General features: G+C 47.4%; 26 protein-coding genes. 10 read left to right on the forward strand and 16 right to left on the reverse strand.

What is annotated here, in order from left to right:
- From A1OO_RS19625 to A1OO_RS19660, 8 genes are all read right to left on the reverse strand, one after another.
- Entirely contained in the window at positions 1–2,334 is a 2,334-nt protein-coding gene (locus A1OO_RS19625; protein ID WP_017004166.1) for an efflux RND transporter permease subunit, read from the reverse strand.
- Positions 2,335–2,586: 252 nt separating this feature from the next.
- Complete coding sequence (locus A1OO_RS19630; protein ID WP_016961266.1) at positions 2,587–3,357, reverse strand: TetR/AcrR family transcriptional regulator; 771 nt, start codon at positions 3,355–3,357, stop codon at positions 2,587–2,589.
- A 325-nt stretch (positions 3,358–3,682) separates the two neighbouring features.
- Positions 3,683–4,615: a hypothetical protein gene (locus tag A1OO_RS19635; RefSeq protein WP_017004167.1), complete on the reverse strand. Its 933-nt coding sequence runs from the start codon at positions 4,613–4,615 to the stop codon at positions 3,683–3,685.
- Positions 4,612–5,343, reverse strand: coding sequence for an SDR family NAD(P)-dependent oxidoreductase (locus A1OO_RS19640; RefSeq protein ID WP_016961264.1), 732 nt, complete (start codon positions 5,341–5,343; stop codon positions 4,612–4,614). Before A1OO_RS19640 ends, A1OO_RS19635 begins: the two co-directional genes overlap by 4 nt.
- Positions 5,340–5,771 (reverse strand): MaoC family dehydratase, encoded by a 432-nt coding sequence (locus tag A1OO_RS19645; RefSeq protein WP_016961263.1) that lies wholly within the window; start codon positions 5,769–5,771, stop codon positions 5,340–5,342. The genes A1OO_RS19640 and A1OO_RS19645 overlap by 4 nt, the downstream gene beginning before the upstream one ends.
- Positions 5,772–5,785: 14 nt before the next feature.
- Positions 5,786–6,034: an acyl carrier protein gene (locus tag A1OO_RS19650; protein ID WP_016961262.1), complete on the reverse strand. Its 249-nt coding sequence runs from the start codon at positions 6,032–6,034 to the stop codon at positions 5,786–5,788.
- Positions 6,035–6,116: 82 nt separating this feature from the next.
- Positions 6,117–7,916 (reverse strand): HAD-IIIC family phosphatase, encoded by a 1,800-nt coding sequence (locus tag A1OO_RS19655; RefSeq protein ID WP_017004168.1) that lies wholly within the window; start codon positions 7,914–7,916, stop codon positions 6,117–6,119.
- A gap of 40 nt (positions 7,917–7,956) precedes the next feature.
- Positions 7,957–8,859 (reverse strand): polysaccharide deacetylase family protein, encoded by a 903-nt coding sequence (locus A1OO_RS19660; RefSeq protein WP_241819196.1) that lies wholly within the window; start codon positions 8,857–8,859, stop codon positions 7,957–7,959.
- 462 nt (positions 8,860–9,321) lie between these two features.
- Here A1OO_RS19660 and cmoA point away from each other — a divergent pair, with 462 nt between their 5' ends.
- The 6 genes from cmoA (at position 9,322) to A1OO_RS19690 (ending at position 15,857) form a co-directional block, all read left to right on the forward strand.
- Positions 9,322–10,050, forward strand: a complete 729-nt coding sequence (cmoA, locus tag A1OO_RS19665; RefSeq protein ID WP_016961259.1) for a carboxy-S-adenosyl-L-methionine synthase CmoA — start codon at positions 9,322–9,324, stop codon at positions 10,048–10,050.
- A 111-nt stretch (positions 10,051–10,161) separates the two neighbouring features.
- Positions 10,162–11,133, forward strand: a complete 972-nt coding sequence (gene cmoB / locus A1OO_RS19670) for a tRNA 5-methoxyuridine(34)/uridine 5-oxyacetic acid(34) synthase CmoB (RefSeq protein ID WP_016961258.1) — start codon at positions 10,162–10,164, stop codon at positions 11,131–11,133.
- A 92-nt stretch (positions 11,134–11,225) separates the two neighbouring features.
- Entirely contained in the window at positions 11,226–11,987 is a 762-nt protein-coding gene (locus tag A1OO_RS19675) for an ATP-dependent zinc protease family protein (protein ID WP_016961257.1), read from the forward strand.
- Between the two features lie 41 nt (positions 11,988–12,028).
- Complete coding sequence (locus tag A1OO_RS19680; protein WP_017004170.1) at positions 12,029–13,534, forward strand: inactive transglutaminase family protein; 1,506 nt, start codon at positions 12,029–12,031, stop codon at positions 13,532–13,534.
- 4 nt (positions 13,535–13,538) lie between these two features.
- Complete coding sequence (locus tag A1OO_RS19685) at positions 13,539–14,519, forward strand: alpha-L-glutamate ligase-like protein (RefSeq protein WP_017004171.1); 981 nt, start codon at positions 13,539–13,541, stop codon at positions 14,517–14,519.
- Positions 14,520–14,699: 180 nt separating this feature from the next.
- The gene (locus A1OO_RS19690; RefSeq protein ID WP_017004172.1) at positions 14,700–15,857 is read left to right on the forward strand and encodes a MalY/PatB family protein; all 1,158 of its coding nucleotides are present in this window, start codon (positions 14,700–14,702) and stop codon (positions 15,855–15,857) included.
- 110 nt (positions 15,858–15,967) lie between these two features.
- Here A1OO_RS19690 and A1OO_RS19695 read toward each other — a convergent pair whose 3' ends face one another.
- On the reverse strand, positions 15,968–16,435 hold the full coding sequence (locus A1OO_RS19695; protein ID WP_017004173.1) for a hypothetical protein: 468 nt from the start codon (positions 16,433–16,435) through the stop codon (positions 15,968–15,970).
- Positions 16,436–16,447: 12 nt separating this feature from the next.
- Positions 16,448–16,894, reverse strand: coding sequence for a c-type cytochrome (locus A1OO_RS19700; protein WP_017004174.1), 447 nt, complete (start codon positions 16,892–16,894; stop codon positions 16,448–16,450).
- 221 nt (positions 16,895–17,115) lie between these two features.
- Between A1OO_RS19700 and A1OO_RS19705 the strand changes: the two genes are divergently transcribed.
- The 3 genes from A1OO_RS19705 (at position 17,116) to A1OO_RS19715 (ending at position 18,533) form a co-directional block, all read left to right on the forward strand.
- The gene (locus tag A1OO_RS19705) at positions 17,116–17,742 is read left to right on the forward strand and encodes a cytochrome b/b6 domain-containing protein (protein WP_016961251.1); all 627 of its coding nucleotides are present in this window, start codon (positions 17,116–17,118) and stop codon (positions 17,740–17,742) included.
- 38 nt (positions 17,743–17,780) lie between these two features.
- Positions 17,781–18,212 carry a MarR family winged helix-turn-helix transcriptional regulator gene (locus A1OO_RS19710; protein ID WP_016961250.1) on the forward strand — a complete coding sequence of 144 codons (432 nt, stop codon included), beginning with the start codon at positions 17,781–17,783 and terminating at the stop codon, positions 18,210–18,212.
- Positions 18,213–18,287: 75 nt separating this feature from the next.
- Positions 18,288–18,533, forward strand: a complete 246-nt coding sequence (locus A1OO_RS19715; protein WP_017004175.1) for a YdcH family protein — start codon at positions 18,288–18,290, stop codon at positions 18,531–18,533.
- 97 nt (positions 18,534–18,630) lie between these two features.
- On the opposite strand, the gene A1OO_RS19720 is transcribed toward A1OO_RS19715, so the two are convergent.
- Positions 18,631–18,921, reverse strand: a complete 291-nt coding sequence (locus A1OO_RS19720; RefSeq protein ID WP_016961248.1) for a hypothetical protein — start codon at positions 18,919–18,921, stop codon at positions 18,631–18,633.
- Positions 18,922–19,252: 331 nt separating this feature from the next.
- Here A1OO_RS19720 and A1OO_RS19725 point away from each other — a divergent pair, with 331 nt between their 5' ends.
- A complete protein-coding gene (locus A1OO_RS19725) occupies positions 19,253–19,630 on the forward strand; it encodes a rhodanese-like domain-containing protein (RefSeq protein ID WP_016961247.1) in 378 nt (125 codons plus the stop codon).
- Between the two features lie 91 nt (positions 19,631–19,721).
- Here A1OO_RS19725 and A1OO_RS19730 read toward each other — a convergent pair whose 3' ends face one another.
- The 5 genes from A1OO_RS19730 to A1OO_RS19750 all read right to left on the reverse strand — a co-directional run bounded on the left by A1OO_RS19730 (position 19,722) and on the right by A1OO_RS19750 (position 24,426).
- On the reverse strand, positions 19,722–20,579 hold the full coding sequence (locus A1OO_RS19730) for a CZB domain-containing protein (RefSeq protein WP_017004176.1): 858 nt from the start codon (positions 20,577–20,579) through the stop codon (positions 19,722–19,724).
- Between the two features lie 162 nt (positions 20,580–20,741).
- Entirely contained in the window at positions 20,742–21,338 is a 597-nt protein-coding gene (gene trmY, locus A1OO_RS19735) for a tRNA (pseudouridine(54)-N(1))-methyltransferase TrmY (RefSeq protein ID WP_016961245.1), read from the reverse strand.
- A 140-nt stretch (positions 21,339–21,478) separates the two neighbouring features.
- The gene (locus tag A1OO_RS19740) at positions 21,479–22,096 is read right to left on the reverse strand and encodes a CDP-alcohol phosphatidyltransferase family protein (RefSeq protein ID WP_017004177.1); all 618 of its coding nucleotides are present in this window, start codon (positions 22,094–22,096) and stop codon (positions 21,479–21,481) included.
- The gene (locus A1OO_RS19745; RefSeq protein WP_017004178.1) at positions 22,089–22,751 is read right to left on the reverse strand and encodes an ATP-binding cassette domain-containing protein; all 663 of its coding nucleotides are present in this window, start codon (positions 22,749–22,751) and stop codon (positions 22,089–22,091) included. Before A1OO_RS19745 ends, A1OO_RS19740 begins: the two co-directional genes overlap by 8 nt.
- Complete coding sequence (locus tag A1OO_RS19750; protein WP_017004179.1) at positions 22,717–24,426, reverse strand: ABC transporter permease; 1,710 nt, start codon at positions 24,424–24,426, stop codon at positions 22,717–22,719. Before A1OO_RS19750 ends, A1OO_RS19745 begins: the two co-directional genes overlap by 35 nt.

Raw genomic sequence — 24,426 nt, forward strand, 5'->3', positions numbered from 1 at the left:
TTACTGCGTTGCTTCTTTACTAAAATCTTTAGATTCATCGGCATAGGCTTTCTTGTCTGCTACCAAGAGCACGGCAGGTAATAGAACAAAGTCCACGATGAGAGCAATGAATATGACAATGGCACTGAGTAGCCCCATGTCACTGTTTAGCCGGAAACCGGATGTTGCCAACACGCTGAAACCCGCAACAAGTACGACGGTGGTGATCCATAACGCACGACCCACTGAGTCAAATGCGTAGCGGATGCCCTCTTCAACATTGCGTCCATGCACACGCGCATGGCGATATTTCGTCAGGAAATGTACGGTGTCATCCACCACCACACCCAAGGTCAGGGTGATAACAACTGAAAGCCCCAGGTTGATTTCACCTGACACAACAGCCCACAAGCCAAAGCCCAAAATGGCTGGCACCAAATTTGGCACTAGGCTAATCACACCAAGACGCCATGAACGTAATGCGAATACCAACAACCCAGAAATCAACACCAACGCAATCGGTAAGGTTTTCAACATGCTGGCAATGTTGGTTTCGCCAATATGAGCGAACATCAGGTTCGGGCCAGACGATGCCATCTCGTACTGAGGGGCATTAGCCTTGAACCATGCATCCATGCGTTTTTCCAGCGCAATCAAATCAACACTGCCGAGGTTGTCAGTGGTCAGTACCAACTTGACCGCAGACTTATCAATGTTGACTTCATTATTCAAATCTAATCCATACGGCAATGACATTTCGTACAACAGCAAGTATTGCGCCGCGAGTTCAGGGTTCTGAGGTAAGGTGTAAAACGTTTTATCATCACCGTGCATGTTCATGTTCAAACGTTTGAACGTGTCAGAGATTGACGCGACATGGTCTGTTTCTGGTTGCGTGCGTAGCCATTCAGTGAAGTCTTCAACCGTCGTCAAAAATTCAGGCTGAGTGATCCCTTGTGGCGCACCCGATTTAATGGAAATACTGAATGCCGTCGTTCCGCTGACAGCTTCTTCCATATAATCAGCCGCTTGGCGGAAGTTGTTGCTAGAATCGAAGTATTCAACGGCATTGTCATTGGCATGGTTTTGCATCAACAACACCGCGCTCAGTGCCACGACAATGACACTGACTGGCAGAATCTTCTTATGATTCGCAATCACGGTATCGGCTACCCATCCCATCGCTTTGTTACTGTTTGTCCGGGCAGGCTTCACCTTGAACGGCATCAATTGAAGCAATGCAGGTAATAACGTGACAGACAAGACAAACGCGATCATCACGCCCAATGCAGCGAGATTCCCCATGTCTCTCAATACCGGAGAGTCCGACGCATTCATCATTAAGAAGCCAATCGACGTCGTGACTGACGTGATCAATAGCGCGAGGAAATTAAGCTTAAGCGCATAATTAATGGCCTCAGTTTTGTCTTTACCTTCACGAAGAGCATGCACATAGGACGTGATCAGATGGACACAATCCGCCACGGCGAGTGTCATCACCAGCGTCGGGACTGTCACTGTACCGTTATTGAGGTAGTGGCCTACCCAACCCAGCATCCCCATCGTGGCGGCAATCGTTAGCACAATCACGATCAGCGTCGCCATGACAAACTTCCAAGACCGCAACATAATGCCGAGGAACACAAGTACAACAAGAAACATCATTGGCACCAGCGTTTGGCTGTCTGCTTGCGCAGCATCAGCAAAAGCTTTATTCATGGCGATAATGCCCGCCAGATGGAAATCTACGTCAGGATAGGTTTCGTGCGCTTTGGCCAGAACATCTTTCGTGAAATTGGCCACTTCCTGCACTTGCGCCGTTTGGTCACCATCCGGCAATTGAAAAGTGATATTCACAATGGCGGCTTGCGCGGTTTGACCAACAATAGCGTTAACTAAACGAGGTTCATTGAGGGCGACTTCCCGAATATAGTCGATCCGCGCATCATCAAGTTCGTAATAATCTGGCGCGAGATCTTCAACAAGCAGGTCATCTTCTTCCGCGGAGGTATGTTGATAATTCGTGACGGAATCCACTCGACTCGCATATGGTGTAAGCCATGCTTCATCTGTGAGTTGCTGAATTAATGACAGGTTATCTTTGGTAAACACGTTCTTGTTATGAGGTGCTACCACAATGGCAAGCGTGTCCGTTTTATTGAAGGTTGCTTCAAGCTCTTTGAACGACTGTAGCTGCGGATTCCCTTTATCAAAGAAAATTTGGTAATCACCTCGGAAATACAAGTTTTGACTCCCCATCGCCGCAACAACGGCAAACAAAACACTGAGGATTACAAATAACCAAGGTCGTGCCGTAGGCATTCGATATAATTCTGTTTTCACCACACTCTCCATTTGTGACGATTCGTCAAATTCCCTGCTTTAAAAAGCCAATTAATATGGCTTAATACTTCCTAAACATAGGGTTATCTCACTCACCCCGTTCAAGCAAAATGAAATTACACGTTCACATAGTTAGAAATTCAAATCATTGCCAGATAAAAATTGACGCTTCGTCAATTAATGACGAAACGTCAATATAGTACAATAAAGTAACAAATTAAAGCTCATTTTGACGAATCGTCAAAAATAAGTCACTTGTCGCAATTAAGATTGATTTTCTATGAGGGCGACTTCTTCGCCAAACAGGTCTTTTTCGGCACGATCCCATGTTTTTTGGTAGTCGAAATCGCAAGACAAAGGCATCCAGCGCATCCCATCTAGGAGGAAGTTGAGGTTCTGGAGCACGATATTGGTGTCATGTTGGCGAGATACACAGCTACTTTGCGTCGCATTGTTTACCAATGAACTGGTACCAAATGCCATCGCCCAATTTGCAAACACAATGCTATCGCTCGTGATGCCGGGTGCGAGAGTGATGTCTCCAGAGCTCTGACCTAGCTCGATGAACTTATCACCAAATGACACCACGAGGTCTTCCAACGTGTTCAGTTTTTCCAGGCGTTCAGGAGCACTTTTTTCAGTGACCGCAGGCGTACGGCTAACCAGTGCACACATCGCGAGAATGGGCGAGAGTTTTGAGAAAAGGTGCATACCCGCATGCATGGCAATCAACTTTTCACGGCTGGAACCTTCAAAGTCGAGTGCGCTTTTGAACAGAGGAATTTTTTTACTCAGCGCTTGGATCGCAAGCGCAGCAAACAAATCTTCCTTGCTGTTGAAGTGATTGTAAATTGTACCTTTGGAATACGAGCTGGCGGCAGCAAGCTTATCCATGTTGAGTTGTGCAAATCCTTCCCTTTCCACAATGCTACATGCTATTAGCAACAACTCACTCTCGCGATCACGCATTGCCAATTGTTTACGGCTCAACGTCGCGTCATCACTGATTAAATTTGATACTGCTTGCTCTAACATTGTGAATACCCTTAAAAGATCCTTACTTTTATAGCACAAATAAGAAATAGATTGGCAGCTTGTCCTCACTTTTTAATGCGATCACATCAACCACTCTCGTGCTCATTCCATTGAATATCCACGTAAATAGAAGTCACTCGCTTAGCGCTCTCTACAAAACAGCACCTTTGATTCAGGCAAGAAGTCATGACTCATTGTGTTTTTTTGTCGAAAATCAGTACCCACAAACGAGTATTCAACCGGATTACTCAGTCATGTCATCAAGCCATCAACCGTACTTTGAACAGATGGACTCATTGCAATCACTGAGTCTAGTTTTGATAGGTTATTGTGCTTGGGCCCAACGAACGATGTCATCTCGCGGCCAAATCATCAGATAGCTTTTAGGTGTGTACTTCCCTTCATCAAACAACCGTCGACGCTTTTTGTTCTGCAAAGCAACATGCCCCGCATCATCACACGATTCGAGCAGATAAAACGACGCGCCACCAGACTCTGGGAGCGTACGTAAATAGGCCATTTTCGACGATGCTTGTATCACGGAAGGGTCCCAGAACCAGCTTTGTGCAAATATGCCCGAAACGTGTGGTTCTGATTCAAGGCGCTGTGCAATTTCCAGATAAAACGCTCGCCATCCTGGTTCAAGGAAGTCAGGATTAGTTCTTCGATCTTCCATATGCAGTTCGTACATGTTTTGTCTGTTGTTCAGTTTTCTCAGCAGCATATCCGCTGCACTAACAAATTGTGCGATGCCATTCGCGGTAAGAAATCGACGCGGTAATGGTCTGGGTTCATAATGACAAATCGAGCGACTTGGCCACATATTCAACGCGCTGATAGCCAGGTCCTTCCTAAACAAATCGCTCTGAACATTGGGCTCATAGCAGCCCGTCGCAATGTCATCTGCCAAATACTCAAACCACTCTTTGATAGAGTCAATCACCATTGTCGGCATCGTCACATCATGACTAGCTAGGCCAGTCTGATCGCTTGAATCCAATGAGCGCAGACTCCGCTGCATTAAAGCCACTAGCGCGAGTTGATGAATATCTGCCTCTACGTCTTTGCTATGTGTGTTCGATAGCTGCTCAAGCCAACGATTCATTTCATCAGGGAAATGTGAATATGCGCGGCCGGGCATTTCATCTTGTACAAAAGACAGATATTGTTCGCGAACCGTCGATAACGTATCGACTTGCTTATCGAGCCTACTTTCAATCATCTCGCGCAGGTCATCCAGCTTCGTTTGCAACGTCATACACACTCTCCGCCAGTGACCGAAAGGTTGACACCATTAATGTATTCCGCACCTTCAGAGAGCAAGAAGATCACAGATGACGCAACTTCCACTGATGTTGCATTGCGCTTCATCGGGTGAGATGCCGCGTTCTGAATCACCATATTGTCGGGAATATCCTGCAAAAATGGTGTATCGACCATCGAGGGTGATACTGCATTCACACGAATGCCTTTGCCACCACATTCCGCTGCCAGTGAACGCATCAAGCCCAACTGTGCGTATTTGGCAATGTTGTAATCAGCCATCGCCGCAGGCGGCATGCCTAACGTGACGCTACTTAGAATAAAAACGATTCGTCCATCACCACGTTTTACCATTGCCGGTAAGAAAGCTTTCGCAATCATCATGCTGCTCATCATTTGCACTTCGAGCTGTTCCATGACTTGATGGCGCGAGAGCTTTTTAAAACGCGTCAGTTTCAGTCTCGGGGCTTGCGCAAAAATAAGATGATCGGGATCTGCACACAGTGCCGTTGCGTCCGAAATAAACGCCTCGCAACTGTCAGGGTCACTTAAATCAGCCCGCAGTGCATGAAGCTCGCTTTGCATGTTTGATTGCATGCTTTCAAGCGCAGCAAGATTGTTACACCCATGCGCGATAATACGATTGCCTTCGCTATCGAGCATCGACATTACCGCTTTGCCAATGTCCGAGCTCGCTCCCACGATTAAACTGGTTTTACTCATGCCGATGACTCGCTTTCATCAATCCCTGAATGGATCCGCGCTTTCGATACCACTTGTCCGTGTTGATTTCGGATAACTGCTTTGATTTCGATACGTTTTAGAAGGGTGTGAACATCCACCACCTCCCCTTCAACCGTCAGCACATCGCCAACAAAAACGGGGCGACTGAAACGGGTTTGAATATCCTGCAACAGTGCATTTTCACCCGGTAGATATACCCCAACTAATGTGGAATATAACGATGCCGTCATCATGCCGTACACCACAACATCAGGGTGCCCTCGTCGTTTGGCATGCTCCGCATTGGTATGAAGCGGATTGACATCACCGCTCACCAGAGTGAAGGCATTCAGCTTCTCCTCGGTAATATCTGCAGAGAATTGGTGTTTTAACCCCACGTCAATGTCATCAATACGGTATTGCTTCATTCATCTTATCCCGATCATGCTGCTTGAAGTTTTCGAGTGATTAAATCGACCGTATCACCCACATTACCCGCCTGATTCAGCTGTTCGATTTCCGACAAACTAAATTTAATCGCCAGCTCTTTTTCAATCGCGTCGATGATTTGTATCTGTGCCAGCGAATCCCAATCTTCCGCATCGTCTGCCGTCGTATCTCGTGTCACCACTAAATCATCTTCATCCAGCACATCAAAAATGATCTGAGAAATCGCATTTAATATATCCATACAAGCTCCTTTATCGTGCCGCGCAGTGAACCTATTTCAAGGTTGAGTATTTGTTCTTTATTTAGCATTCGTTGGTACGCAATCATTCACGCATTATCACCAGCGGGAGATCAAGCTCAGCCTGATGCTCGTCGATGACATATTCCCATTGACTGCTGCCCTCTTCGCTCTCCGACAAGCGCTGGAAACCCAGCGATGCATAGTGATCACTCACTAAGCCATTTTTTTTGCTCGGTACATATCTCCCGACCAATCTTTGGAGATTGCGCGCTTTCGCATGACGAACGAGTTCAGCAAACATTGCCTGTTCCATCTTGCGTTTGAACACACGACAGCTCATCAGCCATAAATCGATCGTGAGCGTGCTTTCTTGTTCAGCGCCGACAATCACAGAAACAATGCCGTTATCGCCAAACTTGTCACGCAATCGGCCATACAATGAAAGGTGTCGCGGAGAGTGCATGACAGACGTCATTTCCTGCGCGCTATACCGTTGAGTCGTGAGGTTAAACTGGTTGGTTTTATTCGTGAGTTGAGTGATGCGAGGCAATGCCAACTCATCAAATGGCGCGATCATTGCGTGCATGTCTAACGATCGCAGGTAGTCGTCATAGTTTTCAAACTCACATTGTAACTGCTGACGTTCTTGATTGTGCGCATACATGGCCGCTCGCGTAACATCTTCTGGATTAAGAGATACCAGTTCAAACCAACCCGCCTTGTCCAAAGCCGTGATGTATTGCGTGACATCTTGCCCAATGTTGGGCACAGCAACCGATGAAAGATTACTCGCCACGAGCGCCCGCTCACTGGCGTTATCATCAAGGAAAACAAGGGAATCCAAACCGATATTAAGTGACTCCGCAATCTGCTCAATATTTTGGTCTTTGTTTTCCCAATTAGCTTTGAATTCGCTGAAGTCAGAGAGCGTGAGTATTGAATCGGGATGCGAGAACCCTTGTTTCGCGTTCTCAATGTCATTTTTGCTGCATACCGTCAAAAGTACACCGCGCTGATGTAGCGCCTTCAAGTACTGTTGTAATTCGGTGTAGGCTTCGGCCTCTGCACTTTCATGGCCGATTTGAATGCCTTTTAAGCCATCATCACCAATCACACCGCCCCACAGCGTATTATCTAAATCACAGACGATGGCTTTCTTGCTCAATCCCACCACCGCGAGAATTTGATTAGCCACACTGTGCCCCAATTCAGGAAACGCATCGCTGCTCATTGCATATTTATAGGCAAACCACTGCGTTTTATTAAACCAACGTTCTAAGCCAAACCATGCAGAAAGATAATTGAGGTCATGCAGAATAAAATTGCCATCTTGCTCGGCGTATTCGGCAAACCTTGCATTCAATGCATTCGTGAAACGTGTTTTCCCCGTCACGGCAGACGCATCAATGTTTCCGAGCGGACGGGAAAAGGGTAATTCGAAATTGTTCTGAATAATGGTGGCTTGATACTTAACGTGTAACGCCTGCCAAACGGAATGAAAGTCATCAAAAGTATCCGCGATTTTCACACTAACGTCGGCGTCAAGGTCTGTCGGCACTGGCCATCTTGTTAGGTTCACGCTGCTGGTATGGAGATAAATAACTTGAGGGTTAAAAGCGTCAAGCGCGTCGTTATCAAATAAGGCTTCTTGATAGAATTGGTTGTAATCAGACTGATAGATTTCTACGTTCACCCCCCTATTCAGCAAAAATAGCTCAATGTAGTTAGCCACTTCGCTGGTCGTGGACCCGCCCAAGATCGCAACACGCAAAGGCGGCGCAGTCAGCGAAGCTTTCAACGTTCTACGGAGCTTCTTTTGACGACGTTGCAGCAATGCCACATCCAAGGGGTAAGCGATTTTTATGTTCGTCGTTTCAGTCATGTCTGTCCCCAATCACCAATCACCAATGCTTGCCCCTCGTTTAAGCACGTGTTTTTCCCATCACCCAACGCAAGGTGTCCGCCACACCTGAAAGGGTCACGATGAACTGGTTCAACGAACGACTGTCCATCACCAAATTACGCTTCAACTTCAACGGGTGTTCTGTTCTTGCGTTCAGCCCTTCATCCAAGGTTGTCGCCGTTCTGATACCAAGTGCATTCAAATCCGGTAGATGCTCTGGTGACCAAATCCCACTCGGATAGCAAAAATGCGTCAGCGCTTTTGGCGAAGCAATCTGCGCGGTTAATACCTCTCGATTGGTTTGTATTTCGTGATGAATAGCGTCGCTATCTGTCGGCAGTGTGTGGGTATGTGTGTGCAGTTGAATGTTGGTGAGTGGTGAAGCCATCGCTGCATTCAACTCATTGTAATTGGCGTTGTGGAAGCGCTTTGTGTGTATCGCATCATCACTCACACCTAACGCACTCGCGACCGCCGACAAAAACGCTGTTTTTTGGTCATCGTCAAAAGACACCATTGCGGCTTCTACCGCTTTAACCATGTCAGACACATTTCCTGTGAACCCATAGTGTTGACCTTGAAATGCCACCTCAAACGCTTCTGTCGGTTTATGCCATAGCCAATATTGAAGCAAGACATTAACCACAGGGATCTGATGGTCACAGTAATAGGTCGTTACATAGACGGTCGAAGGAAACTGATACGCCTGAAATGTGGGCAAAAGTTCGGTAATACTGGAACGCCAACCATCATCTACTGTAATAACAACGGGGTATGTGAATTGTGCATCACCATTCAAATGACGCTCTGCATCGTCGAGACTGATGACATTGAAGTGAGAGTGTTGAAGATAGTCCAGCAACGCAATGAGCTTCTCTTTTGAGATGAAAACACCTGGCCAGAATTGATGTTCATCTTTCATCGACATCGAATGAAAGCAGAGGATGATCAACTTATCGCGATGGAAATATGAAAGCGCTCTGGCAATGCCAGTTCGAACAAAAAAGGCATATGCTGCCTCCCTCAACTTCCCCATTAGATCCCTCTCCAATAAACGTCCGCCAACTTAAAATTCGCTACCGCGAAATCGACAAAAATTGGCCTTACATGCATGAATTAAAGTATAGAAGCGTGTATCAAATTTGGATCAAACAATTGAAAAATGAGAGGAAACAGCGTGTCTTGTGAATACAAGACAAGAACCATTACCTAGAGGAAATAAGAAGTGATAAGACGAAAACACCTCGTATAGAGACAACTCAGGTAAAATTCTCTACAATACGCGCCCTCTCGGTGCGGGACGGAATTCCGCGCATAAGATGATTTTTAAACGGCATGTCAGGGCATTAAGTACATGCTGTTGTTACCCTCAAGGCAGGTTCAGATGGCCATTCGCGATAATATTTTTGCTGCGCCAATTGAAAAACTGGGCGATTTCACGTTCGATGAAAACGTGGCTGAAGTTTTTCCCGATATGATCCAACGTTCTGTACCCGGTTACAGCAACATCATATCCGCCATTGGTATGTTGGCTGAGCGCTACGCGTCTGACGGTTCAACCGTGTATGACCTTGGCTGCTCGCTAGGCGCGGCAACCCTTTCTATGCGTCGTCATATCAAAGCAGAAAACTGCAACATTGTGGCCGTTGATAACTCGCCAGCCATGGTGGAACGCTGCAAATTGCACGTGAATGCCTATCGCTCAGACACCAACGTTGAAGTGATTGAAGAAGATATTCGCAACGTCGATATTAAAAATGCATCTGTGGTTGTCCTAAACTTCACGCTGCAATTCTTGAATCCCGATGATCGCCTAACACTGCTGAAAAAGATTTACGCAGGCTTGAAACCGGGCGGCATTTTAATTTTGTCCGAGAAATACAGCTTCGCTGATGAAACTGCCCATGAATTGCTCATCGATTTACACCATGATTTCAAACGTGCAAATGGCTATAGCGAGCTAGAAATCAGCCAAAAGCGCAGTGCATTGGAAAACGTGATGAAGCCCGATACCATTGATTGCCACAAGCAACGCTTAAGCGATATTGGCTTTAGCAGCACCGCTGTGTGGTTCCAGTGCTTTAACTTCGGCTCGATGTTTGCGATCAAGTAAGCGGGAAGCTGATAGCCTAGGTCCTAGGTCCTAGGTCCTAGGTAAAAAAACTCGCTTCTCTCGACTAGCAAACAACATTTAATAAACACTTAACTGACAGACTAATAAGCCATGTTCGATTTTTCTGATTTTTACCAATTGATCGCTAAAAACCGCCTGCAATCATGGCTTAACGTACTACCCGCGCAGCTTTCTGAGTGGCAAGACCAACCGCACGGCGACATGCCGAAGTGGATGCGGGTGCTGAAAAAGATCCCAACCGATACCCCATCAACCGTGGCGCTTAAAGATTGCGTATCCATTGGCACCGAAAACGAATTGCCTGAAGGACAACGTGCAAAGCTCGAAAACTTACTGCGTACCTTCCATCCGTGGCGTAAAGGCCCCTATGACGTGCACGGGATTCAGATTGATACTGAATGGCGTTCAGACTGGAAGTGGGATCGCGTACTTCCCCATATTTCCCCGCTGAAAGGCCGTTATGTGCTGGATGTAGGGTGTGGAAATGGTTATCACATGTGGCGCATGCTTGGTGAGGGTGCAGAACTCACCGTCGGCATCGACCCATCAGAACTATTTTTGGTGCAGTTTGAAGCCATTCGGCGATTGATGGGCAACGACCAACGTGCGCACCTGCTGCCGCTTGGCATTGAACGTCTGCCAGAACTCAAAGCTTTTGACACTGTGTTCAGTATGGGTGTGCTATACCATCGCCGCTCGCCGCTTGATCATCTTATCCAGCTTAAGAATCAACTGGTGAAAAACGGTGAACTGGTATTGGAAACGCTGGTGATTGAAGGCGACGAAAATGCGGTACTAGTGCCGATTGATCGCTACGCGCAAATGCGCAACGTTTACTTCTTCCCGTCAGCAAAAGCGCTGAAGGTATGGTTAGAGAAAGTTGGCTTCGTTGATGTGCGCATTGTTGATGAGTGTGTTACGACCACCGACGAACAACGTTCCACCAATTGGATGACGCATAATTCACTGCCAGAATACTTGGACGCGAATGACCCGTCGAAAACAATAGAAGGCTACCCCGCACCTAAGCGCGCGATTTTAGTAGCAAAAAATCCTGACTAAGTCATGATAATGGACGCTTCTCGCGTCCTTTTTTTCAATGTAAACTAAGTGCCATTCATTCATACTGTTCATCACCCAGCACGGAGCTACCCATGCTAACACGCAGCGGATTGCTGATTTTTTTCACTGTTGTTCTCTCGGGCTGCAGCCTGACATCTCAAGAGCAGCATCAGCAAACATTGGACGCCATCAGCAACATCGATACTAATATCCAATCGGATATGACGACGTTGAATCAAAATGTTGCCTCTCAACAAGTACAAATCGCAACCCTTGAACAACAGCTACTCACCATGTCTGACACACTCAAAGTGCTAAGACAAACTCAAGCACGCGAAGCGGCTAACCGCCCAGAGCCACAAGTGGTGTACGTTGAGAAAGAAGTGCCGGTTGCTACCGCGCAAGATAAAACCATTTTGGGCGAACAAGAATGGGTATGGATTGATGCGGCAGGTGACAATTTCAAAGCGCGTGTCGATACAGGCGCTACCACGTCATCCATGAATGCCACTGACATTCAAGAATTCGAACGTGATGGCAAAACGTGGGTGCGTTTCAATCTGGCACACACCAAATCAGACCCAAATGACGCAGAGCCCGCCGTCGCCATTGAAGCCCAGGTCAAACGCTGGGTGAAAATACGTCAAGCCTCTGCCGATGAATTAGAGCGTCGTCCCGTGGTTGAATTGCGAGTACGTCTTGGTGATTTACATGAAAAAGCACAATTTACGCTAGCTGACCGCTCCCAGATGGAGTTTCCGGTTTTGCTCGGCCGAGAGTTTTTTAAAGACATTGCGATGGTTGACGTCAGTCAGTCATACGTTCATCCCAAGTTCGTCGCTGAAAAAAAATAATTCGCTGATGTAATTTCATCAGTTAAGCGAAAGAGGAAAACATGACTTCACGCGTCCCTTTTTATCTGTTGGTCAGCCTGCTTGTTATAGTGGGGATCGGCATGAGTATGTACCGTCACGATGTTTACGGTGTGCCTTGGACTGCCGGGCAAAAACACCAAGTTTGGGAAGTTGAAGCCCGCGTTGAATTTGAAGCGAAAGGCGATCCCGTTAAAGTGTCCTTGGCGACACCTGATACCCAAAACGGCTTTACTTTGATCAACGAGAACACCAGCTCTCCCGGTTATGGTTTTGCACTGGTCAATACCGAGAATGGTCGCCGCGCAGAATGGACCAAGCGCGAAGCAGCAGGCCAGCAAATCTTGTACTTCAAAAACCAAATGCTGGTTGATGACAATGCCAAATTCCCCAATGAGCCGCCGATTGGCAATGTTGTCCCTATCGCTCTCGATGGCCCATTAAAAACCGCAGCTGACACTATTTTGACTGAAGCTCGACAACTTTCTGCAGATAACAGCACGCTCACACGCGAGCTCATCAAGCAATTTAACGACAACGAAAGCCAAAACGCCGCACTGCTGACCAAAGAGATGAGCAAAGCTGACGCGGTCGTGGCGATCTTGTCACTCGAAAACATCCATGCTCGCGTGGCGGGTGCATTACAACTGGAAGATGGTCGACGCCGCCAAAACATCATCCCGATGGTCGAAATTTGGGACGGTGAACACTGGCAGTTATTTAACCTTGAAACCGGCTCAAAAGATTTCACAAAAAATCTGCTGCTTTGGAATGAAAAAGGCACGCCACTGCTCGAAGTCACAGGTGGTACGAATAGTCAGGTCAGCTTCTCCATCATTTCTCAGGACATTAGCCCTAAACAAGCGACAGATGAAAAAATCCAAGCAGAAAGCCTGCTGAACTTTTCCATTCACAGTCTGCCGATTGAAGAACAGGCCATGTTCAAAACCATTATGCTCGTGCCTATTGGCGCGCTGATCGTGGTTTTGCTGCGCGTACTTGTTGGTCTCAAAACGTCGGGTACCTTCATGCCAGTGCTGATTGCCGTCGCTTTTGTGCAAACCCAATTGGTGCCCGGTATTGTTGGCTTCCTGCTCATTGTCGGAACAGGTTTAATCATTCGAAGTTATTTGTCGCGGCTTAACTTACTCCTCGTGGCAAGGATATCTGCGGTAATCATCACCGTGATTTTGATTATCGCCGTCTTCACGGTAGTCGCCTTTAAGATTGGGTTGGTAGAAGGTCTCAGCATCACCTTCTTCCCAATGATTATCCTGTCTTGGACTATCGAGCGAATGTCTATCATTTGGGAAGAAGAAGGCCCGAAAGAAGTCCTCGTGCAAGGTGGTGGTTCACTACTGACCGCGGTACTCGTTTACCTTGCTATGACCAATGACTTTGTTCGCCACATTACGTTTAACTTCATCGGCATTCAGCTCGTGATTCTGGCTGTTATCTTGATGTTGGGTAACTACACCGGTTATCGCCTCAGCGAATTGAAGCGTTTTAAGCCACTCGTGAAGGACTAAGCGCATGTTGGGATTGTTAAAAAAATACACCTCGCCGTTTAAGCTAAACCGCGCCGGCATTATGGGTATGAACCGTCGTAACATCAGTTACATCGGCCGCTATAATCAGCGCAGGCTTTTTCCCTTGGTGGATAACAAACTCAAAACCAAGCACCTCGCCCAGCAATCAGGGGCGACAGTACCTGAATTAATTGGTGTGCTTAGTGAACAGCACAGCGTTCCTTCCATTCATAAAATGGTCGAAAACTGGCCGGGCTTTGTTATCAAGCCCGCACAAGGCTCAGGCGGTAAAGGTATCTTGGTCGTCACCTCTAACAAAGACGGTGTTTACAAGAAACCGTCAGGTGCAGAGGTGAGCAAAAGCGAAGTCGAACGCCACATCACCAACACACTGGCAGGCTTGTTCTCGCTGGGTGGCAAAAACGACGTTGCCGTAGTGGAAAACCTGATCCAGTTCGATAATGTATTTGATGGCTTCAGCTTCGAGGGCGTGCCGGATATTCGCGTCATCGTGTTCAAAGGTTATCCCGTGATGGCCATGATGCGCCTTTCCACTTCAGCGTCTGACGGTAAAGCAAACCTTCACCAAGGCGCAGTGGGTGTCGGCATTGACATTGCGACAGGTAACGCCGTGCGCGCGGTGCAGTTTAACCGCCCCATTGAGCGCCACCCTGATACAGGTAGACCACTCAGTGAGCTTAAAGTGCCTCACTGGGAACAACTGCTCGTACTTGCTGCCAGTGCATGGGAAATGACAGGCCTTGGTTATATCGGCACCGATATGGTACTTGATAAAGAACAAGGCCCAATGGTCCTAGAACTCAATGCACGTCCAGGCTTGGCGATACAAATTGCCAATGGCTGCGGGTTGCTGCCAAGGTTGCGTCATATTGAACACCTTGGCACCTCAGCCACACCGCACACGCCAGAAGAGCGTGTCGACTATGCCAGAATGCATTTTGGTGACACACTCCAACAGAAATAAGTGAATCGGGCAAATGCCCGATTTTTTTCCAAGTCTCTCTGATACCCAAGCCACCGCAATTATATCTGTGTATTCACACATCAAGATCTTAAAACTAATTTCCCTTTACCCTCAACCATCGCGTTAAGTAAGCTAATTGCTCTCTAAATGCACAGAAACGTTAGGACGTAAGGACGCGTAATGGAAGCTAGTCAGCCTGTTTTTGATTTCGACAACGAACTCGATCGCACTGCCACCAGCAGCGACAAATGGGACAAATACAAAGGTCAGGATATTCTTCCTATGTGGGTCGCTGATAGCGACTTCCAATCACCACCTGCCGTTTTAGACGCCCTGCACGCACGCATCGCTCATGGTGTATTTGGTTATACCCATGCGCCAGAAAGGCTCACCGAGATCTTCGTTGCCCGCATGGCTGAACGCTATGATTGGCACATTCAGCCTGAATGGGTGGTGTATTTACCGGGTCTAGTTTGCGGCCTGAACATCGCAGCACGCGCCTTGACCGAGCAAGGGCAAACCATCATTAGCCCTAGCCCTATTTACCCACCGTTTATCTCATCCGCCAAGCTAGCCGAACGTCCGCTGATCAAAGCACCGGTGGTATTAGAAAACGGCAGATGGTTACCAGACCTGCTGGGCGTATCGAATCAGCTAACAGACAAAGGCGGACTGCTGCAAATGTGTAATCCGCTTAATCCCGGCGGCACGGTTTATCGACGTGACGAGCTCGAAGCAACGCTGGCTTTTGCGGAAAAACATAACTTGCTCGTCTGCTCTGATGAAATTCACTGCGACCTAATTTTGGACAACGAACACAAACACATTCCTTTCGCCAGCTTAAGTGACAGTGCAGCACAACGCAGTGTGACGCTAATGGCGCCGAGCAAAACCTTCAACATCGCCGGATTGGGAGCGTCTATCGCCATCATTCCTAACGCTGACATTCGGGCGCGCTTTAACAACGTAAAACGCGGTATTGTACCGGGCGTGAGCCTTCTTGCCTTTACCGCCGCAGAAGCCGCTTATGAACATGGAGAAGCATGGTTACAAGCACAACTGGCATATTTGGCGGGGCACCGAGACTATCTGATGCGAGAAATTAATGCCCTACCCGGCTTAAAGCTAGAGCACATTGAAGCCACCTATTTAGCGTGGATTGATTGCAGCCAATTACCCGTCGATAACCCATTTCGTTTCTTTGAACTAGCCGGCGTTGGCTTATCGCCAGGGTTAGATTTTGGTAATCGACAATTTGTCAGGCTGAATTTCGGCTGCACGCGCAAAACGTTGGAAGAAGCGGTACGCAGAATGAAAGCCGCGATTGAAGCGCTCTGATAGGCGATCTAACCCAACGGACAGTAGCAAAGACAACCCAAAAACAGTACTGATTCGGTGCTGTTTTGGGTTGCCTAAAAAGCAATAGCCGCGTGAAAGTTAACGTCTTCTCATGCTGATTGTTTTGTCCTTGGGTTCTTAGTTCGTTTCAGCGACAGTCCGTCACGAATGTTCAAACCAATCATAGTCAGGTTGATGGCACCGCCGACTAACTCAATGGCTTGTACCGCCCAAAAGTAACCATCAAATTCCAGCGAAACGGCTTTAAAGTACAAAAACACGGCAGAGGGAAGCATCACAAGTAGACCGTTGGCTGCCGCGATTTTCATACGGCCTTGCTTAGCACCAATCACGCCTTTTCCTTTTGACGGATAAAGCTTATTGCCGCTCACCCCAGTCAACATCATTGATAGGATCAACAAAGGGATGCACCATAAAATCGCCTGCTTTACTGCCACTATGTGGTGCTGCACACCAGAGAGTTCGGCAAACAGCGTCGATGTAAAAAAGCTCGCAACCGTCAAAAACGCCAAAGCGCCTGCCGTGCGGTGGATTAACACTAATGTTTGCCGATTCATCTCACTGTCCTCTTATCGTTTAGTGCGAAACCCGCGATGACAGCTTTTGCAGCTGCGATCTGCGGCCTTAAATGCTTTTTTCAACGCTTTAACATCCTGTGCTTCAGCCGCTGAAGCCATGTCAGCAAACTGCATATCGAGCGTTGAGAGATCTTGTTCGAACTTATCCCACTTGTTCCAAACCGTTGTACGACTTCGGCTACCTACATCACTTCCTTCAGGAAACAGCGCAGGCAATGTCGCTATCGTTTCGCTATTTTTCAGCGCCAACGTTTTTATCTGCGCCCAATCCGAATCACTACCGTCTTCCATTTCTTTCATCGCTTGGAGATTGTCAGCGAATGACAGAAAACCTTTTTGTCGCTCATCGATTTGTTGTGAGAAGTCACCTGCCACTGCACTTGCCACCATCAATAGACTCGCAGAAATCAGTGCAACAGACGTGATTGGTTTACGCATTTCTTTACATCCTTTTTAGGCCGTAATGGCTTGTTTCAATTGGAGTGTTGATAAGCTCGATGAATGTGCATTAAATACGCAAAAAGGCTTCTAGCCTGGACACATACCCCCTATCATCTTCGTGCTTACTTAAAAGACAAAAACAATTTACATCACAATCATTGCATAAGCAACAATTGCAGTGTAAATTACTGTCAATCCACAATGATCGGATACAGAACATGAAGATATGGGATCTGCCTACCCGCCTTTATCACTGGCTACAGGCATTGCTGTTTACCCTTCTCGCCCTCAGCGGTTTTTTCGGTAATGGACCGCATGAATTGTTTGGTCTCGCGTTAGCAACACTCTTGGCATGGCGTGTACTGTGGGGGTTCTTTGGTAGCGAAACCAGTCGATTCCGCCAGTTTGTGCGCTCGCCAAAAACCGTCATCAATTATCTAAATGGCGGTCACTCTCATCATGGTGTCGGTCATAACCCAGCAGGTGGTTGGATGGTGATAACGTTGTTGTCTCTGCTCCTCGCGCAATGTTTTGTTGGGTTATCGATGGGGGGATATTTTGATGCGTATATCCACGAAGACAGCCTGTTATATGACATGGATCTTCTGATTTCCGTCCATGCGACCTTGGCTTATTTGCTTTTAGCTTGCGTCGCACTTCATCTCTTGGCGATCGTCATCTATAACTTACGCGGCAAGCCTTTAGTGAAAGCGATGCTCACAGGTAAGCAACCAGCACTGACTAACACCTTGAGTGTGTTTTTTCGTTCCAATATACGTGCTGGTATACTACTTGCCAGTATCGGTGGATTGATCAGTGTTTTTCTGTACCCAGCATTTGCATAGCAAACAACGTCGACGTATGGCACTAAAAGAGAATAACGATGAGCGAATTTAATCGCCAGAACAGCTTTGGCTGGCTGATAAATGTAGTAGCGGGACAAGCTGAAAAGGAGCTAGATGCAGCCTTAAAAGAACATGGGCTGACTGTGGCACTGTGGCCAACGTTGATGTGTCTGTGGGAAGAAGAAGGTGTTACCCAACGGCAGATCGCGAAAAAGGCCAAAGTAGAAAGCTCCACCACCACACGCACGTTAGATAAGCTTGAAAAGCTGGGGTTAGTCGAGCGCCGTGCCGATCCGGAAAGCCGCCGTAACTACCGAATCTATCTCACTGATAAAGGCAGAGATTTACAAGCGGTCATCTCGCCATTGCCTTTAGCGGTAAACCAAGCAATGCTGGCTGATTTAAGCCCTAACGAAACCGAGCAACTAGTCTCTTTGCTGCGAAAGATCGTTGATAAAGTTGAGTATTGAGCAGTGTCAGTAACAAATACTGCGCCATCGCCTGCTACACTTCAGCTAGTGAAATCCCACTCAAAAGGAGTTTGTATGCTAGGCGAAAAACACTCACTGCTAAATGATTTTCCAGAACTTGAAGATCGCATAAACCAACTTGTCGAGTCGGATGCTACCTTTGCCACCGACAACAAAAAATACAACGCATTAGACAAAGAAATCCGCACTCTCGAACTGCAAGGCGCCCCAATTGGGGATGATGCGATGCATCAGCTAAAACATGAAAGATCAGTGATGAAAGATTCCCTCTACCAGCGTGTCACTCAATCAAACGGTTGATTCAATCACTTGCAGGAATATTGGCCTCTCTGGGTTAAATTTCATGCCCATTGCGTTGAGATAGCAAGATAGGCCAATATTCCTGTAGATTTCATGATTACTTTTTAGCCATGTACAACTTAAGTGCTTTCGCCGATTCATAAACAAATGTCGCTATCCCACCTGCAGACGTTGAATTTGCATAATCTTCTAAAGGCGCACAAAAGTTTGACTTAAACTTTTCGATGGCATCTTCTGGAGAATCTGCATAAATCACATCATCTTCAACTTCAAAGCCAATCTGTAAGAGCTGATCTTTTTCGCTGACAAAGGTGTCAGAGCCCATATCTGTATAGGTGAACTCTTTACGATTTGATTCTGGTTTACAAAAGAACTGATACTTTGGCATCGTTGTTTCCCTACCCATTATTATACCCAAACACCAATAAACCATACCGACCTCACTCATAACACCCTGTTTCAAAAAGACTCCGGCATGGTTCACAGTTCAATCATTGCGCTTATCAATCGTTGCGGCTGGGTTAGCAGCCTGCATTGTCTAAATGTCAGCGCCAGCCTTTCAACGTCGACTGTCAACAAAGATTACATGTCCGCATCAAAATGAAAAATTGCCCGCTTTTAGGCTAACTATCCCAACGAAGGAAGGACACAACGGCTAAGCTGTGTGGAAGTTATTTGCAGTATATCGTCAGTCAGTGGCGGCCTAAATGGAGCAGACAATGCTGTTAACGAGTGACCAACTTGTCGAGAGTGCCAAAACACACATCAAGGAAATTTCGTCAGGTACCCTGCTGAAACTCCTCAACGATGTCGTTGTGATTGATGTGCGTGAGAAAGAGGAATGCAAAAGCGGCTTGATTCCCAACGCCTACAACATTCCTCGTGGCGTACTAGAAATGAACGTACAAAAATATCTTCATCAGAAAATGGGAAAAGAGGACATTATTCACACCGCTGTCGTGCTCTATTGCCACTCTGGCGCACGCTCAGCACTTGCGACACAGTCCTTACAGGCGATGGGTTTTACGCATGTGCAGTCGTTGGAAGGGGGAATGGCTGGCTGGATAAAAGCGAACTACCCATTGGATGGCGAATAATCTAATGGCGTAACGATGACAGTTGGATAAATGCATAAGCGCGCTATGTCAACGATGTTCGAAAAATAGCACGCCTTACCTGAATTCGGCCTTAGCCAGCTTGTTCTAGTGGTGGTTCATCTTGCACTGCCGGCGTTTCTTCATCTACGGAGGTATCTAAGAAGATAGCGGTGGGATCAAGGATCAAGCTATGAGATTGTTTGTGCTTGATCAGCCCGCGCATCAGTTTTTTGGTTTGCGCGTCCACGTCAAAGCCGACTTTCACCAACTCTTCCAGTGGTTGTATATCGGTTTCAACCACTGACACATTGTCTTCCACTTTATCTACAAGTAAACCAATGCTCGGCGTCGTACCATCTTTAGTGGTGAACACGATGATGGGTTTATAGTCCAGTGTTAGTTGTTCTCGTGCAGATTCAAACAAGCGGATCAGGCGAGCATACGTTGAGCGTTCTTCTCGTCTGTAGGCGTCTTTCGCGTCTTGTTGTTTGCCTGCTTTTAGCATGTCCAACACTTCATCGGCCAACTCATGGAGCTTGCGATGTGGGTCATCGAATTTCGCCAAGATCTCCGCGAACTCTTCATTTTCTGGCTTATAAGTATCGTACCAGCGGCCAAACGCGCATTTGTGTGGGTCTCGAGCTTTGGTAAATGGCACGCCTTCATGGATAGTCAGTTGCAAATCACGCAGCCAATCCACATGGTCTTGTTCGCGAGCAGAGAGTAACGCAATCAAATCGTTGTTGGTGTCTTTGGTCGCCACGCGGTTTAGGATCAAACCCAAGTCAAAAATGGGAACAGGTTTACCCATGAAATCCTTGATACCAAGAAAGCTCTCGCGGTCATTAGGAAGCTGTGTGAGGTTCTCTTCATATTGCTCGGTCAGGAGAATGTCCAAGATTTTGAGTGCGACGGTCTTTTGTCCCACTTTGAAATTGATAAAATCCATGTGCCTCGATTCCTTAGTTACCCATCTGGATAAGCATAGTCAAATGCGCACATAACGTTTTATTTATAAGACAAAAGTTTCCTGAAATGAGTAGACAAGAAAATACGCTCCCGAAGGTGCGTATTCATCAATTTCAACACTGAGCATGACCGCAGATTGCGATTATTCAGAAAGGTCCAACTCGTTATGGATCAATACCACACATTGAGAGGCGAAGATCATTTTTGGCCCAAGGCTGATTTTCTCAGCGCCAAGGCGTTTTAAGCTGTTGAAGCTTTTCTTCGGCATAGGCAGGTGATCGGTGAGCAAGAAGCAGCAGTTCGCAGGAAACGTTTGTTCGCGAATAGGCGTGCCTTTTTTGTCCATCATGAACAATTGATACGCTTCTGATAGTTCTTGTACCAGCTTTTCAAAGCTGACAGTACGAACAGAGATACCTGGCTCAACGTCTCGTTCTTGTTCTTTACCCATGCCTTTCGAAGCATCTAACGCTCTGGCGACTTTGGCCAATAACGCTTGCTCATGAAATCCGCCAACGTTGGTCAGTTCATTCGCGTTAAAACGAATTGTTCGTGAGTAATCTTGCGTCTTTTCCAGCACCAGATACACGACGACATCTTCACGGTGAGATTGCGCCACAAAGATAGCGTTCATTAAGGTGTGAGCCAAAATCTCGGTATGAGCTTCCTGACCAACCGATGCCAACACTTGCTGACTATCCACAGAAGTAGATCGGGCTCGTAATACAAAAGCACGCATAGATGAAGTTCCTAATGAGTTAAACGGCGCACCTTCTTTAAACGAACGGAGCGGCGATTCATGGTCATAGATTGAAGCGCGGCATTATCACAGTTTTACTTAGGTATGTAACTCTCTAATCACCGCTTGATTCGAGGGCGCTAGACGATTTGCTTTGCCAAGGTTTGGTAGCCATTAAAAATCCGTGACCCCGTGGTGAACCAACACATGGCACCAAACACACAGGCAATTTCCATAAAATGTGCAGGGAACACACACATCAGGATAAAGCACAAAATAGTCTCAGACCCTTCGGTTAATCCTGTCATGTAATAGAGCGATTTGTTTTTGTAGACGGGATCGTCGATGCCCTGTTTGTTCGCCATAATGGCAAACGCTAAGAAGCTACTTCCTGTGCCAATGAAGGAGAAAATCAAAAATGCGCCTGCGATGGCATTTTGATCAGGGTTGGCCAGCACAAAGCCAAACGGTACCAGCGAATAGAACAGAAAATCGAGACTGATATCGAGAAAACCGCCTGCGTCAGTCACCCCTTGAATGCGCGCTATTGCGCCATCTAGCCCATCCATAACACGGTTAATTACAATGAACAGCAAAGCCAACGCATAGTTTTCAAACGCTAAAGCCGGCAACGCCATGGCGCCAATTGCAAAACCCGTGACTGTGGTTTGATTAGCGCTGATGTCCCACTTATCGGCCCACTCTGCGGCTCGCGATAACGGCCAACGCACCGCTTTAATTCCGATGCTATCAAGCATAAACGTGTTCCTCTTGCGCGGCATTCCAAGGCCAAGTGAGACGCTGACTGCCCGGAGGAATGTCAGCCATATCGTGTGTCACCATCAATGCAGGAATGTTCGCGTCTTTGAGTTGTTCAACCACCCAATCACGAAATTGGGTACGCAGGTCTTTGTCGAGCTTGCTGAAAGGTTCATCCAGCAACGCTATTTTGGGTTTAGCCAACAACATACGCGTTAAGCTAATGCGTGCTCGCTGACCGCCCGAGATCTGATCGGGAAATGAATCTGCCAATGTGGTGAGGGCGATATTTTTCAGTGCTTGCATCGCACGTTCTTTTCGCTCAGCGCCTTTAATGTCATCAGGCAATGCAAACGCTAGGTTTTCCCACACACTCAAGTGGGGAAACAACAAGTCATCTTGAAATAAAATACCCACGTCACGCTTATGCGCTGGCATGTTATCTAGCGCCACGCCGTCTAAGGTGATGGTGCCTGAGTAACGAAATTCATCGGACAAATGCCCAGCAACCGCATCCAACAGGGTTGATTTACCACAACCACTGGGGCCCATCAGACAAAGGATATCCCCTTTTTCAACGCACATATTGAGCGACGAAAACAGCGTCTCGCCAGAGGCTTTACGAATGGCGAGGTTTTCGAGACAAATACTCATTCGGCAATAACCCTTTGATTGAAAGTCGACGATATTTGACCTGCAAGTGGCTGACAAATATCGCAAATGAGAAAAATAGCAGCGGCAATAACGCCTGCCAAATGGCATAGATCGCCGTAACACGTCGATCGAACCCGCTTGAGAGCGCCACCGCTTCTGTGGTCAAGGTGCTGATTCTACCCGCCCCGAGTACCAGTGTAGGGAGGTATTGCGCGAGACTGACGCTAACCCCAATCGCCCACGCGAACACAATCGCAGGAAGTAGGATCGGCAGTTTCACATTCAACCAAACATGCAGCGGCGATTTACCCAGACTCAAAGCAACACGCGTAAAGCCTTCGTTGTAACTGCGCCACGGGCCATCTAACGACAAGTAAACATACGGGAAAGCGAAAAATACATGCGCCCAACACACCCACAATAAATGCGCGTCACCGCTGACGTACAAGGTCACAACCTGCATGCCAAACAAAATGGAAAGCTGAGGGATTAACATAGGAATAGCGATGATGTAGCCCGGTACCTGCAAGCGGTAACGCAGACGATATTCGTGAGCAAGCAATGCCATCACCAAGGCGGTGGTGGCTGAAATCAACGCGATCAGCATACTCTGCTCAATGGTGCCAACAATGGACGCCCATTCGAATTCCCAAAAACGCAGGCTGTATCGGCTTGGCAATAAATCAGGGAAGCGCCAGCGTTGGGCAACGCTCCACAACAACATCAGCGGCATCATAGACACGGACATCACGAGTAATCCCAAGAATACGGTTTTACCCGGCAGGGTAAATCCACATCGCCCTGCGTATTGCCACGACCTCAACCCCTTAGTGATTGACCACTCGATGAAGCGCGCAAGGCCGATCAATATCAGGGAAATCACGAACAGCACGACAGCACCGGCGGATGCACGGGGGAGTAAGGTTAAATCCGGATCGTTAAACCATTGCCACACTAACACCGCAAAAGTGGGCGGATTGGTCGGCCCAATGATCAACGCCACATCAACCACAGACAGGCCATATGCCATGACCGCCAGCATTGGGAAACGAAGCTTGGTCAACCATTGCGGCAGCACACACTTCCACCACGCTTGCGCGCGACTGTAACCAAGGGATGCTGACACTTTTTCAATTTGGCTCACATTCACTTGCTGCAAAATCGAAATGCTCATCAACAATAAAAACGGCACTTCTTTAAACGCCAACATCAGGATCATGCCGAGCGCATGCGGGTCGTTGATCACCAGCGCGAGATCAGCCACGCCCTGCGCCGCGGAATCATAGGCAAACCATTCATGCAGTAAGCGTGTGCCCATCCCTGTTGGCGCGAACAAGAAAGCAAAACCAATCGCAAACGCCACATGAGGAACCGCAAGTAATGGCGATAACGAAACTTCAACTTTGCGCCAAAACGCAGTGCCCCAACTGGCCTGCAAAACAGCAAAAGTGATCAAGCATGCTAGGTAGGTGCTCGCAACGGCGGAATACACCGTCATGCTGATGGAGCGCCACACACCTTGCCAATCAAACACCATGGCGAAGCCGTCCAACGACGGATAATGCATGCCCAGCGGCGGAATATAGCCGAGTGAAGACAAAGAGACGCCCACCAACCCAAACACGGTCGGCAGCACGCAACAAATGACGATAACTAAATAGAGCGCGCGTAACAT

The sequence above is a fragment of the Enterovibrio norvegicus FF-33 genome, assembly GCF_000286835.2.
GTDB classification, from domain to species: domain Bacteria; phylum Pseudomonadota; class Gammaproteobacteria; order Enterobacterales; family Vibrionaceae; genus Enterovibrio; species Enterovibrio norvegicus_A.

Bases quoted from the DNA above. Each gene is read 5' to 3' on its own strand.
- cmoB (WP_016961258.1), top strand. From the start codon at position 10,162: ATGTTCGATTTTTCTGATTTTTACCAATTGATCGCTAAAAACCGCCTG.
- cmoA (WP_016961259.1), top strand. From the start codon at position 9,322: ATGGCCATTCGCGATAATATTTTTGCTGCGCCAATTGAAAAACTGGGC.
- A1OO_RS19710 (WP_016961250.1), top strand. From the start codon at position 17,781: ATGAGCGAATTTAATCGCCAGAACAGCTTTGGCTGGCTGATAAATGTA.
- A1OO_RS19675 (WP_016961257.1), top strand. From the start codon at position 11,226: ATGCTAACACGCAGCGGATTGCTGATTTTTTTCACTGTTGTTCTCTCG.
- trmY (WP_016961245.1), bottom strand. From the start codon at position 21,338: ATGCGTGCTTTTGTATTACGAGCCCGATCTACTTCTGTGGATAGTCAG.
- A1OO_RS19745 (WP_017004178.1), bottom strand. From the start codon at position 22,751: ATGAGTATTTGTCTCGAAAACCTCGCCATTCGTAAAGCCTCTGGCGAG.
- A1OO_RS19690 (WP_017004172.1), top strand. From the start codon at position 14,700: ATGGAAGCTAGTCAGCCTGTTTTTGATTTCGACAACGAACTCGATCGC.
- A1OO_RS19715 (WP_017004175.1), top strand. From the start codon at position 18,288: ATGCTAGGCGAAAAACACTCACTGCTAAATGATTTTCCAGAACTTGAA.
- A1OO_RS19730 (WP_017004176.1), bottom strand. From the start codon at position 20,579: ATGGATTTTATCAATTTCAAAGTGGGACAAAAGACCGTCGCACTCAAA.
- A1OO_RS19625 (WP_017004166.1), bottom strand. From the start codon at position 2,334: ATGGAGAGTGTGGTGAAAACAGAATTATATCGAATGCCTACGGCACGA.
- A1OO_RS19720 (WP_016961248.1), bottom strand. From the start codon at position 18,921: ATGCCAAAGTATCAGTTCTTTTGTAAACCAGAATCAAATCGTAAAGAG.
- A1OO_RS19685 (WP_017004171.1), top strand. From the start codon at position 13,539: ATGTTGGGATTGTTAAAAAAATACACCTCGCCGTTTAAGCTAAACCGC.
- A1OO_RS19680 (WP_017004170.1), top strand. From the start codon at position 12,029: ATGACTTCACGCGTCCCTTTTTATCTGTTGGTCAGCCTGCTTGTTATA.
- A1OO_RS19725 (WP_016961247.1), top strand. From the start codon at position 19,253: ATGCTGTTAACGAGTGACCAACTTGTCGAGAGTGCCAAAACACACATC.
- A1OO_RS19655 (WP_017004168.1), bottom strand. From the start codon at position 7,916: ATGACTGAAACGACGAACATAAAAATCGCTTACCCCTTGGATGTGGCA.
- A1OO_RS19740 (WP_017004177.1), bottom strand. From the start codon at position 22,096: ATGCTTGATAGCATCGGAATTAAAGCGGTGCGTTGGCCGTTATCGCGA.
- A1OO_RS19650 (WP_016961262.1), bottom strand. From the start codon at position 6,034: ATGGATATATTAAATGCGATTTCTCAGATCATTTTTGATGTGCTGGAT.
- A1OO_RS19660 (WP_241819196.1), bottom strand. From the start codon at position 8,859: ATGAAAGATGAACATCAATTCTGGCCAGGTGTTTTCATCTCAAAAGAG.
- A1OO_RS19750 (WP_017004179.1), bottom strand. From the start codon at position 24,426: ATGTTACGCGCGCTCTATTTAGTTATCGTCATTTGTTGCGTGCTGCCG.
- A1OO_RS19705 (WP_016961251.1), top strand. From the start codon at position 17,116: ATGAAGATATGGGATCTGCCTACCCGCCTTTATCACTGGCTACAGGCA.
- A1OO_RS19635 (WP_017004167.1), bottom strand. From the start codon at position 4,615: ATGACGTTGCAAACGAAGCTGGATGACCTGCGCGAGATGATTGAAAGT.
- A1OO_RS19700 (WP_017004174.1), bottom strand. From the start codon at position 16,894: ATGCGTAAACCAATCACGTCTGTTGCACTGATTTCTGCGAGTCTATTG.
- A1OO_RS19630 (WP_016961266.1), bottom strand. From the start codon at position 3,357: ATGTTAGAGCAAGCAGTATCAAATTTAATCAGTGATGACGCGACGTTG.
- A1OO_RS19640 (WP_016961264.1), bottom strand. From the start codon at position 5,343: ATGAGTAAAACCAGTTTAATCGTGGGAGCGAGCTCGGACATTGGCAAA.
- A1OO_RS19645 (WP_016961263.1), bottom strand. From the start codon at position 5,771: ATGAAGCAATACCGTATTGATGACATTGACGTGGGGTTAAAACACCAA.
- A1OO_RS19695 (WP_017004173.1), bottom strand. From the start codon at position 16,435: ATGAATCGGCAAACATTAGTGTTAATCCACCGCACGGCAGGCGCTTTG.